This is a genomic window from Lutibacter sp., from assembly GCF_041596795.1.
Taxonomy (GTDB): domain Bacteria; phylum Bacteroidota; class Bacteroidia; order Flavobacteriales; family Flavobacteriaceae; genus Lutibacter.
On sequence record NZ_JBFHHX010000099.1, the window covers coordinates 1 to 12,509 of the forward strand.

Genomic DNA, 12,509 nt, shown 5'->3' on the forward strand with positions numbered 1-12,509 from the left:
AAATTTTCTTCAAACAATTTAAAATTAAATAATTATGTCATATTTATTTACATCCGAATCAGTTTCTGAAGGACATCCAGATAAAGTTGCTGATCAAATTTCGGATTCATTAGTAGATAACTTTTTAGCTTTTGATGAAAACTCAAAAGTGGCTTGTGAAACATTGGTAACTACGGGCCAAGTTGTATTAGCAGGAGAAGTAAAATCTAACACGTATTTAGATGTTCAAAAAATAGCACGTGATGTTATAAACCAAATAGGATATACCAAAAGTGAGTATATGTTTGATGGGAATTCTTGCGGTGTTTTTTCTGCCATTCACGAGCAATCTCAAGATATTAACCAAGGTGTTGATAGAGCTACTAAAGAAGAGCAAGGTGCAGGTGACCAAGGAATGATGTTTGGTTATGCAACCAACGAAACCGAAAATTATATGCCTTTAGCATTGTATTTAAGTCATTTAATTTTACATGAATTAGCTGCATTAAGACGTGAAAATAACGAAATTACTTATTTACGCCCAGATTCTAAAAGCCAGGTTACAATTGAATATACAGATGATAACGTTCCTTTTAGAATAAAAGATATTGTTGTTTCTACACAACATGATGATTTTGGACCAAATGACGCTGAAATGTTAGCCAAAATTAAAAATGATATAATTTCAATATTAATACCTAGAGTAAAAGCGCAATTACCTGCAAGCATTCAGGCCTTATTTAATGATAATATTGTGTATCACGTAAACCCAACTGGGAAATTTGTAATTGGTGGACCGCACGGAGATACAGGCTTAACAGGAAGAAAAATTATTGTTGATACTTACGGTGGAAAAGGTGCTCACGGTGGTGGAGCTTTCTCTGGAAAAGACCCAAGTAAAGTAGATAGAAGTGCTGCGTATGCAACACGCCATATTGCTAAAAACTTAGTTGCAGCTGGGGTTGCTGATGAAATTTTAATTCAGGTTTCTTACGCAATTGGTGTTGTAGAACCAATGGGGATTTATGTAAACACTTACGGAACTTCTAATGTTAATAAAGCCGATGGTGAAATTGCAGAAATTATTTCAACAATTTTTGACATGAGACCTGCTGCTATTGAAAGCCGTTTAAAATTGCGCCAACCAATGTATTTAGAAACAGCTGCATACGGACATATGGGACGTGATAATAGAACTGTTACCAAAACTTTTAGAAACGTTGACGGAACTGAAAAAGTAATAGATGTTGAGTTATTTACTTGGGAGAAACTAGATTATGTTGATAAAGTAAAAGCTGCTTTTGCGCTTTAATTAGCATTTAAAACATATAAAAAAAATCCCAATTTGTAAATTTCAAATTGGGATTTTTTTTTGAAGCTAACTTAACATTAAATTAATCGATAAAACTAGTAATGGTTAAAATGCATACTTTAACATTGCTCAGTAACCCGAATAGAACCATAAGTTAAGGTCTTTACTTTAAATAGTAATACCTATTTTATAACGGTTACAAACTACTTTTTATGAATTTTGAATTCACTAGTACAAAATTTTCTGTGGTTTTATACTTTGTATTTGTAAACGTAAAACTAGGCTCGTTAAATAATTTAAAAACCAATTGTTCGCAGTTTAAATAATTTACAAATTTGAAGGAATTGTTTTTATCATTTTCAAAAAGTACGGCAAAATAATAAGTTACACCTCCACCATCTACAGGAATAGCATTAAACTCCATAAGAACATCATTAAATCCATCGTTATTATAATCAAATTTATGATTGCCAGTTATTTCATTTAATTTAAAAATCCAATCGCCTTTTATACCTTGATGTTTTATTTCTGCATCAAAAAACAAATTGAATTCTGTAAAAATATTGTTACTAGTATTTTGCCCAAATAATAGTTGATTTGCTACTATTAATAGCAAGAACAATAGTTTTTTTTAAGTGTTGTGTCATTTTATAAATTTATTATTAAAATAACCTTTTTTGCTTTATAAAAATTGCAAACCTAACAGGTTTTTAAGATCTGTTAGGTTTTTTTTAATTGCATTAGGGATAGCGCCATTGTTTAAGCTCTTTTACTGTTTTTTTTTACAGTAAAAAGCGAGTGGCAATAGCCCGACCTGAAAGGGAATGCCCAAATTTTTATAATTACTACCTTAAATAAATAGCATTATTAACGTTAAAATAATACCGCCAAAGGTGTAATACAATCCTTTGCGAAAGGTTTTTGTTTTTGGCAAAAACATCCAAAAAGAAGAAATTGCAAAAAATAAGAGCGAAATACCAAAGAAAACATTTAGCCAATACAACGGCTCGTTAGTGGTTGCTTTGTGCAAACGCGTCATTTTTTCTAAAACATATGGCAAATTTTTTGATGTAAATTGGGCTGCCCCTGTTTTAGTATTGTAGGTTCCATTCTTAAAATACAGGATATCACCTTCAGCTTTAATTAGCTCTACATCTTTCATTTTCAATTCCTTACCAATTTCATTAATAGTTAAGGATGGCTTTAACATTTTATTTTGTTGGGTTTCGGTTTTTAATAATTCTGTATTTCTATAGATTAATAAAACGCCGCTTAAAGCATAAACTGTCATTATTCCAGCTAAAAAAAAGCCTAAATAACGATGTATAATTCGCATATAAAATTGGGTTGATTTTTTGTTACTCATGTGTTTATTATTTGATTTTATAAATTATACTTTACTGATAACATATACAAACGGGGTTGCACATAATAGATTGATGTAGTGTTACTGTCGGAAATTTCATTATAACTATCGGTGTTCATAGAGGTATTATTTGTTAAATTACTTGCCGAAAGTTTAAATTCCCATTTACTATCTTTTTGTTGAAAATACAAATTAGCATTTAAAAACGAATAGGTGTTTTTTGTTTCGCTATTAGAATTTTCGAAGGTATTTTTATAATTGTAATAACTATAGTCAGACGTAAAAATAAAACTCTTTAAGAATGAAATTTCAATGTTTGCAAAGGGTCTATCTGTATCACTATTTGAATTGGAATAATTATTTAAAGATTTTTCGTACCCAATTTCAAAGTTTGGCGCATTTTTAAACTTTGTTGCAATACTTCCTTTATAGCTTTGCGAAACTGATTTTGATTTAATTGCCTCGTCATTTACAATATTATTGTAGGTTGAATTAGAAATATTTGCCGATAAATTAGTTTTTAATCGGCTGTAAGTTTTTCCATATCTGAAATAGGCAGACATAGTTTCATCGGCTAAGTTTGAATTTACTGGATATGAAATTCTATCAATACCAATCAATTGCGTATTGTTTTTTATTTCATTTTCTTTTTTTGTATAGTTTATAGAGGCGTTTATATTAGTAAATGAAAACATACTAAAACTAAAATAACTTAAAGAATATTTATGGTATAAAGCATTTTCTAACTCTCTATTTCCTTTTGTTAACGAGGTGTAATTAGATAATACATAACCTTCATATAAATTATCAACATCAGAAAACTGTGTGGTAATTGCATAATTAAAACGTAAACTTTCTGAAGATTTTAGTTGTAAATTAGCATATACATCTGGTAATAATTTTGTGTAACTCTCTTTATTTTCAGTTCCTAATTGAGTATCTTTTGTAGTATATTGATGTAAACTTACACCTGGATTAAAAGTAAATTTACCAGAAACCATTTTGTAATGAACTCCTAAAAATATATCCGAAAAATTAAAATCTACGTCATTATTTAAAGTTACATCATCAAAATCTAAGGTTGATCCATCATCTAAATTTTGAGAAATGTGAGAGGTTAAGTTTTGTTTGCTAAACGTTGTTCCTAAACTAATATTAATATTACTTTTTGGCGTTAATAAATAATAATAGTCAAATTTAGCATCTAATTTATTGGTGCTTAACATTCTGTTTTGCAAAATATCATAAACACTTTCTGTATTGGATGACGGAATAACTAAGAACGGTTGTGTAGTTGCTAATGAGTTATATAAAGGTTTATCTTTTTGATATAAATGCTGTAATTCTGCCGAGAAAATATTTTTATCATCAATGGTATAATATAGGTTAAAGTTCTGATTTAAAGAGAATGGTTTTTCTTCTTTGTAGGTATCTGCACTTCTACTTGTAGATGTAACATCTTGAAATTCTGTTTGTTCAGAGATTTTACCAAAAATATCATAATCTATATGCATATTGGTATTAGGTTCATAAGTTGTACTAAATTTTAACAATCCTAATTTACTACCTTGAACGGCTTTATTCTCAGAATCTTCTGTTAAGTTTAGATTATTATACACGGTACTTGATTGTGTAAACATATTGGTTTCAGAATCGTTTACAATAGCAAAACCATTAAAATCGATTGATTTTTTTGGCACAAAACCAAAATTGATAGCACCAAACTTAGAGGTAATTTCTTGTGCTTTATTGTTTTGGGCAGTCATAAAACCAGTACCTCCTGTTGTTACGTTAAAACTAGTTCCACTACTACTCATACTACTTCGCAAACCTCCGGTAAACCTAAAATAATCGCGCATTGTAAAAGGAGCTTCGCCTATATTATTTACATCGGCTAAAACATTAATGCTTTTTTCTGGACTGTAGTAAAACAATTTAGGTTTTGCCAAATATTTTTCATTATCTCCAACACCAGCATTTACTTCACCAAACCAAAATCGTTTTTTACCTTCTTTTAATTTTATATTTATGGCAATGTTATCTTCATTATTAGTAACACCTTTCATACCAGAAACTTCGTTGTAATTTTTAAGAATTTGAATTTTATCTATTGCACTTGCCGGAATGTTTTGTGTAGCAACTTTAGAATCTCCATCAAAAAAAGCTTTACCTTCAACCAATACTTTTGTAACGGTTTTACCTTCTACTTCAACTTCGCCATTATCATCAATTTCTACTCCGGGTAATTTTTTAAGTACATCTTCAAGTTTTTTTTCTGTACCGTTGGTAAAAGAATCGGAATTATAAATAATAGTATCGCCAACAATTTTCACGGGCATTTCATAAGTAATATTTACCTGATTTAAGCTTTCATTAGCTTCATCTAACACAAAATTATGGGTAATACTTGTTGATTTTGCATTTACAGAAATATCTATATTTTTTGTAATATACCCTAAGTAACTCACCTTAAAAGTATAGGTTTCGCCATCTTCTAAAGATAATTTATAATTTCCTTTACTATCTGTTATAGAATACGATTGTAAATAATTTGTTCCTTTTTTAAAGGCAATTACATTCGCCATTTCTAACGGATTACCATTGGAATCTTTTACGGTTCCTTCACTTTTTACATTTTGTGATATGGCAAACAAAGGCAATAATGCAAATATTACTACTATTAAGTGTTTCATAAATTATACTTTATTTCTAAATAAATTAACCTCTTGATCTAAAATGTCCGTCACTACCACTTTTTTGACGCTCGTTTTGAAAGCGCTCTCTCATTTCACTCATTTTTTCTTTTAAAATAGCATCATATTCTTTTTGGGTTACAACTTTTCCTTTTGAAGGCTCACTTATATCTGTTTTTTCTTTTGGGTTGATAACAATTTTAGTACACATAATATTTGTTTCTCCGTAACTTATTTCTAAAATTAACCCAGGTAAACCCCAATATTCTCCTGGTCCATGATTTACAGGAATATCTAATGTGTACCAAGCAGTTACAACAACCAATTCTATTTTTGGCTCTTCTGGTTCTTTTTCTTCTTCTTTTCTATCTTCTGGTCTTCTAAAATTAAAAGTAGATTTTGTTTCGGGCATTTCAACAATAGTTGTTGCTTTAAAACACATATTTTGTCCAATCATTTTGGTTTCTTGCTCCATTTTCCAGTCGTATGTTACCAAACTATCTTTTACCAAAAAGTTTTTACCACTAAATTCATTCTCTTTGGTAGATGTTTTGGTTTGTGTGTTTTTATAATAATTTCCTGTAGCTCCACCACCCATCATCATCATTCGCATTCCTCCACCAGGTCCTCCGCCAGTTTGATCTAATTTTTGTTCTTCTTTATAAATAGATGCTGTTTTATCAAAAGAAAGTTCGTAGGTTTTTTCTAATTGACTTTTCATTCGTTCTTCAATCATTTTAATTCTATCTGCCGGAATTCCTGAACCCGCTAAATCCATTGTAAATTTAGTTTTGGTTTGATATGTTGCCTTGCCTTGAAAATCTTGGGCCTGAACTGTAAGTCCTAAAAATAAACTTAGTGTAAAAGCAATATTTAAAAAATAATTTTTCATCTTTTTTATGTTAAAATTTAAAACAAATATAAAATGATAATTCACATTTTACAGTTAAAGAGTGTTAACAATTGTTAACCGGTTAGAATAATAAAAATTATGTACTTAACTTTGATTTATGAATAAAAAAAATTACAAATGGGTAGTTTATTTTATAGCGGTAACCATAATAATAACAATTATGGTGCAATTGTATTGGAATTACAGAGAATACCAGCTAAATAAACAAAATTTAATAAGCAAAGTGCAACTTAGCTTAGACAATTCTGTAGAAGCCTATTATGCCAATTTAACAAAATCTGGTATTATTACTTATACGTCAACAGAATCTGGAAAATCTAAAGAAGTTTCAGATACTATTGTTGTAAAAACAAATTCTCGCTGGGGTTTACGTAAAAAAGTAGATAGCACGCTTCAAAATATTGCAAAGCAAGAAAATAAAAAACCGTTATTAATTAAAGGATCAAACAACGATTCTTACCCTTTTGTAACGTACAACAAAAGTGCTATTCCTAAAAATATTGATAGTTTAATATCTAAAGTTTTTATATCAATCTCCAGAGATACTTTAGACTTAAAAAAATTAGATTCCTACCTTCATAAAGAACTTAAACGCAATAAAATAAAAGTAAAATATGCGTTAAAATACGATTATAAACAACGTAACTCCGAAGATAGTTTAATTGATAAAACTACGGGTTTTAATTTGGAACATTTTCCTAAAAAACACCTTACAACAGTTTCAAAATCAACATTTTTATCACACCATAGCAATTTAGAATTATTATTTACCAACGAAACTGCTATTTTATTAAGAAATTCATTTATTAGTATTTTACTTTCATTATTATTATCGGCCAGTATTATTGCTAGTTTGGTTTATTTATTAAAAACAATTTACAAACAAAAACAATTAGCCGAAGTAAAAAACGATTTAATAAATAACATAACACACGAATTTAAAACTCCAATTGCAACTATATCAACAGCTTTAGAAGCTTTAAAAAACTTTAATGCTTTAAATGATAAAACAAAAACTGAAAAATATATTTCAATAGCCAATTTACAAGTTGGAAAATTAAGTTTTATGGTAGAAAAAATATTAGAAACTGCAACTTTAAACCATGAATCTTTAACTATTACTAAAGAATCTACAGATGTAGCAAACGTAATTGAAAATACTATTGAAAAGTATAAGTTAATTACCACAGAAAAAACATTTGATTTTATAAATAATTCATCTAATTTTAAACTTAATTTAGATGTGTTTCATTTTGAAAATGCCATTGGAAATATTATTGATAATGCCATTAAATATGGTGGAGATGTTATTACTATTACATTGGAATCTTCAAAAAATAACACTGTAATACTTATATCTGATAACGGAAATGGTATACATAAAACTCAAAAAGATAAGGTTTTTGAACAGTTTTACAGAATACCTACAGGTAACACTCACAACGTAAAAGGATTTGGAATTGGCTTATATTACACCAAAAAAATTATTGAAAAACACGGTGGAGATGTTCAAATTATTTATGATAAAAAAAATAATACAATATTTAAAATAACCCTGCCAAATGAGTAATTCTATAAAAATATTATTGGCCGAAGACGAACCTTCATTAGGTCAAATTATTAAAGAAAGTTTAGAAACTCGTAATTTTGAGGTGTTATTGTGTGCAAATGGTGAAGAAGCCTACAATGTTTACAAAGCCGAAAAACCACTATTATTGGTACTTGATGTTATGATGCCAAAAAAAGATGGTTTTACATTAGCTAAAGAAATACGCCAAAACAATCCAACCATTCCTATTATTTTTTTAACAGCCAAATCGCAAACCGAAGATGTGGTTCACGGTTTTAATATTGGAGGAAACGATTATTTAAAAAAACCATTTAGTATGGAAGAGTTAATTGTAAGAATTAACGCATTACTAAAAAGAGGCGAAAACGAAATGTCTTCTGAAACTATACAAATAGGACACTATACCTTTAATTTAAAAAAACAAACCTTAATATTTAATGATGTTATTGAAAATTTAACACACAGAGAAGCCAATTTACTATTTTACCTTATAAAAAATAAAAATCAAGTTTTAGAACGTTCCTTTATTTTGAAAAAATTATGGGGAGATGATGATTTCTTTAATGCTAGAAGTATGGATGTGTTTATAACAAAGCTTCGAAAAAAATTAAAAAACGATACTGCCATTCAAATTATAAATGTTAGAGGATTTGGTTATAAATTGATTTACTAATACATTAAAATTGTATTGCCAAATCACAAAAAAATTAAGTATTTTAGCGTTTTCATTATCTCTAAAATCAAAAATATGCACGTAGCAATTGCCGGCAATATTGGAGCAGGTAAAACAACCCTAACCAAACTTTTAGCCAAACATTATAAATGGGAACCACATTATGAATCTGTTGAAGGCAATCCTTATTTAGATGATTTTTATAGTGAAATGGAGCGCTGGTCCTTTAATTTACAAGTATATTTCCTAAATAGTAGATTTCGCCAAATATTAGAAATTAGAGAAAGTGGTAAAAATATTATTCAGGACAGAACCATTTATGAAGATGCCAGAATTTTTGCACCAAACTTACACGCAATGGGTTTAATGCCAAATAGAGATTACACAAACTACGAATCTTTGTTTGAATTAATGGAACGACTAGTTTCTCCGCCAGATTTACTAATTTATTTAAGAGCTTCTATTTCTACTTTAGTAGGGCAAATTCATAAAAGAGGAAGAGATTATGAAAACTCTATTAGTATTGATTATTTAAGCCGATTAAATGAACGCTACGAAGCTTGGATTACAAAATATGACAAAGGAAATTTGTTAATTATTGAAGTTGACAATTTAGATTTTGTTGAAAATCAGGAAGATTTAGGTAAAATTATTGATAAAATAGATGCCCAAATAAACGGGTTGTTTTAAACTTTAATTACTTTATAAAACAAAAAAAGCTCGCAAATTGCGAGCTTTTTTTGTTTTATAGTTGTTCCTAATTGCTTTTTACAACTTCTTCTACTTCCACTGTAGCATCTTCAACTTTTACATCAACATTTTTTAATGCATCAAGTTTTAATTTAACTTCCTCTTCAGTTCCAGAAAAAACTTGCTCATCAACAGAAATTTCTCCATTTGCTGTAGTAGTTATAACTACATTTGCAGTTACTGTTCCATCCTCATTTTTAGTCATTTCAATATTCACTTCTTTATTTATCTGATTTGAAACAACTTCCGTTGCAGCTTTTTCTTGCGTATACGGATCCAAATCAGCATTTTCCAAAGCAATACTTGGAGCAATAACCAACGCCACAACCGACATTAATTTTAATAAAATATTTAAAGAAGGACCAGATGTATCTTTAAAAGGATCTCCAACAGTATCACCTACTACAGCCGCTTTGTGCGCATCTGAACCTTTTCTACCTTGTTCTTCAATCATTTTTTTAGCATTATCCCAAGCACCACCAGCATTTGATTGAAAAATTGCCATTAACACTCCAGTAGTAGTTACACCAGCTAATAAACCTCCTAACATTTGAGGGCCACCAATTCCAATAAATTTATCTCCAAAACCAACTAATACTGGTACAATTAAAGCTAACAAACCAGGAAAAACCATTTCTTTAATAGAAGCATTTGTAGAAATTTCTACACATTTACTATAATCTGCATATCCATCAGCTGCATCAAATATTTTTCTATCTTCTTGAGATGCTTTTGACATATCTGAATCGTATTTACGCATTACTTTTAAAGCTTCCGTTAATTGAGGAATATCTCTAAATTGGCGACGAACCTCTTCAATCATAGCCATAGCAGCTCTACCAACCGCATTCATAGCCAAAGCAGAAAATACAAATGGTAACATTCCACCAATTAATAAACCAGCCATAATATCTGGTTTTGAAACATCAATAGAAGTAACATTTGCAGTTTTCATAAAGGCAGCAAATAATGCCAAAGCTGTTAATGCCGCTGATGCAATTGCAAATCCTTTACCAATTGCAGCAGTTGTATTTCCAACAGCATCCAATTTATCAGTTCTTTCACGAACTTCTTTAGGTAATTCTGCCATCTCAGCAATACCACCAGCATTATCAGAAATTGGACCGTACGCATCAACAGCTAATTGTATACCTGTATTTGCCAACATACCAACAGCTGCAATTGCAATACCATATAATCCAGCAAAATGATGAGAAACCATAATTGCTGCAGCAATTATTACAATAGGAATAGCAGTAGACATCATACCAACTCCTAAACCTGCGATTATATTTGTTGCAGAACCAGTTTCAGATTGTTTTACAATAGACATTACTGGTTTTGTTCCTGTTCCTGTATAATATTCTGTTACTTTACCAACTGCTAAACCAGCTATTAAACCAGCAATAGTTGCCAAAAACACACCCATTGAAGTATATGTAACACCTGCATCTACCCAAGATGTAGGTAACATTTGTTGAATAATAAAATAGGAAGCCACTAACATTAAACCAGCAGAACCAAATTCACCAATATTTAATGCTGTTTGCGGATTTCCACCATCTTTTACTCTCACAAAGAAGGTTCCTATAATAGACATAATTATACCAACAGCAGCTAAAACTAAAGGTAAATACACGGCTCCTAACCCATCAAAAGAATCTTTAAATTCAGGTAAAGAAACATATGCAGCTCCTAAAACCATTGTACCAATAATTGAACCAACGTATGATTCAAATAAATCAGCTCCCATACCGGCAACATCACCAACGTTATCACCAACGTTATCTGCAATTGTTGCAGGGTTTAATGGATGATCTTCTGGAATACCAGCCTCTACTTTTCCTACTAAATCTGCTCCAACATCGGCTGCTTTGGTATAAATTCCACCACCTACACGAGCAAATAACGCAATTGACGAAGCTCCAAGTGAGAATCCAGAAAGTACATTTAATACTTCTCCTATTTCCCATCCTTGGCCACTATAAATCATAAATAGTCCACTTAGTCCTAAAACACCAAGACCTACAACACCTAAACCCATAACTGCACCACCAGCAAAAGCTACCTCTAAAGCTTTTCCTAATGAGGTTCTTGCTGCGTTTGTTGTTCTTACATTGGCTTTTGTAGCTACTTTCATTCCAATAAATCCAGCAAGTGCAGAACAAATAGCACCAACAATAAATGATACTGCTACCATTCCATTTGATCCTACCTCATTCGCTCCTTTAAAAAACAAAAGAACTGCTACTGCTACTACAAAAACTGCTAAAATTTTATATTCAGCTTTTAAAAAAGACATGGCACCATCTGCTATATTTTTTGCGATGTTACCCATTTTCTCGTTCCCTACTTCTTGTTTAGACACCCAGTTGTTTTTCAAGAAAACGAATACAAGCGCTAAAACCCCAAATAAGGGTAAATAATTTACTATTAATTCCATTTAAAAATTGTTAAAATTGTTTATAATTACTAATATTTTGGTGCGCTAAAATTAGTAAAATATGGAATACAAAAAAAAAAGCCATTCTTTTTTCTAAGAATAGCTTTTCGTAAATAATTTAAAAAATGTTTTTTTATATCGTAAAAGTTCTTTTACGTTTATGATCACTATTATTGTAACGTGCTACACATTCATGATAAATTTTCACAGCTGCCTCAGCATTTCCCCAACCTCCAACATCAACTTTCTTTTCTTCTAAATCTTTATAAACTTGAAAAAAGTGCTCAATTTCTTTTAATCTATGTGGATTTAAATCGGTTATATCTGATCTATTGCTCCAAATAGGATCTGAAACTGGTACACAAATAATTTTTTCATCAGGACCTTTTTCATCCGTCATATAAAATACTCCAATAGGTCTAACTTCCATTACTACCATTGGATATGTAGGCTCATGACCCAATACTAAAACATCTAATGGATCCTTATCTAATGCCAAGGTTTCTGGAATAAATCCATAATCTCCAGGATACATCATAGAAGAAAACAACATTCTGTCGAATCTGATTTTATGTAATGCAAAATCGTATTCATATTTATTTCGGCTCCCTTTTGGTATTTCAATTAAAACATCAAAAGTTAAATCATTTTTATCTTTTTGAACCTCTCTAGTTTCCTTTTCTTTGCTACTCATACATTTCTGTTTTTAATTTTTTCTTTGGTAAAAATACAAAAATCATATTGCTAACAATTTAATTTTAGTTTATTTTTAAAAATGGAATCCGAAAGCGCCTTTAATTGCAAAATTAT

General features: G+C 30.1%; 10 protein-coding genes. 4 read left to right on the top strand and 6 right to left on the bottom strand.

The annotated features are described in order from the left end of the window. Nucleotides 1–34: 34 nt before the first annotated feature. Nucleotides 35–1,291: a methionine adenosyltransferase gene (gene metK, locus ABY298_RS11385; RefSeq protein WP_372746179.1), complete on the top strand. Its 1,257-nt coding sequence runs from the start codon at nucleotides 35–37 to the stop codon at nucleotides 1,289–1,291. A 196-nt stretch (nucleotides 1,292–1,487) separates the two neighbouring features. Here metK and ABY298_RS11390 read toward each other — a convergent pair whose 3' ends face one another. From ABY298_RS11390 to ABY298_RS11405, 4 genes are all read right to left on the bottom strand, one after another. Further along, a complete protein-coding gene (locus ABY298_RS11390; RefSeq protein WP_372746180.1) occupies nucleotides 1,488–1,907 on the bottom strand; it encodes a hypothetical protein in 420 nt (139 codons plus the stop codon). 234 nt (nucleotides 1,908–2,141) lie between these two features. Next, nucleotides 2,142–2,657 (bottom strand): hypothetical protein, encoded by a 516-nt coding sequence (locus ABY298_RS11395; RefSeq protein ID WP_372746181.1) that lies wholly within the window; start codon nucleotides 2,655–2,657, stop codon nucleotides 2,142–2,144. A gap of 17 nt (nucleotides 2,658–2,674) precedes the next feature. Continuing rightward, nucleotides 2,675–5,350 carry a carboxypeptidase regulatory-like domain-containing protein gene (locus tag ABY298_RS11400; RefSeq protein WP_372746182.1) on the bottom strand — a complete coding sequence of 892 codons (2,676 nt, stop codon included), beginning with the start codon at nucleotides 5,348–5,350 and terminating at the stop codon, nucleotides 2,675–2,677. Nucleotides 5,351–5,375: 25 nt separating this feature from the next. Then, the gene (locus ABY298_RS11405) at nucleotides 5,376–6,242 is read right to left on the bottom strand and encodes a GLPGLI family protein (protein ID WP_372746183.1); all 867 of its coding nucleotides are present in this window, start codon (nucleotides 6,240–6,242) and stop codon (nucleotides 5,376–5,378) included. 118 nt (nucleotides 6,243–6,360) lie between these two features. Between ABY298_RS11405 and ABY298_RS11410 the strand changes: the two genes are divergently transcribed. From ABY298_RS11410 to ABY298_RS11420, 3 genes are all read left to right on the top strand, one after another. Beyond that, nucleotides 6,361–7,833 (top strand): sensor histidine kinase, encoded by a 1,473-nt coding sequence (locus ABY298_RS11410; protein WP_372746184.1) that lies wholly within the window; start codon nucleotides 6,361–6,363, stop codon nucleotides 7,831–7,833. Beyond that, on the top strand, nucleotides 7,826–8,506 hold the full coding sequence (locus tag ABY298_RS11415; protein WP_372746185.1) for a response regulator transcription factor: 681 nt from the start codon (nucleotides 7,826–7,828) through the stop codon (nucleotides 8,504–8,506). Before ABY298_RS11410 ends, ABY298_RS11415 begins: the two co-directional genes overlap by 8 nt. Nucleotides 8,507–8,581: 75 nt before the next feature. Next, the gene (locus tag ABY298_RS11420) at nucleotides 8,582–9,196 is read left to right on the top strand and encodes a deoxynucleoside kinase (RefSeq protein ID WP_090225747.1); all 615 of its coding nucleotides are present in this window, start codon (nucleotides 8,582–8,584) and stop codon (nucleotides 9,194–9,196) included. A 67-nt stretch (nucleotides 9,197–9,263) separates the two neighbouring features. Here ABY298_RS11420 and ABY298_RS11425 read toward each other — a convergent pair whose 3' ends face one another. After that, nucleotides 9,264–11,699, bottom strand: coding sequence for a sodium-translocating pyrophosphatase (locus tag ABY298_RS11425; RefSeq protein WP_372746186.1), 2,436 nt, complete (start codon nucleotides 11,697–11,699; stop codon nucleotides 9,264–9,266). A 133-nt stretch (nucleotides 11,700–11,832) separates the two neighbouring features. Next, nucleotides 11,833–12,393: an inorganic diphosphatase gene (locus ABY298_RS11430; protein WP_372746187.1), complete on the bottom strand. Its 561-nt coding sequence runs from the start codon at nucleotides 12,391–12,393 to the stop codon at nucleotides 11,833–11,835. Between the last annotated feature and the right edge of the window lie 116 nt (nucleotides 12,394–12,509).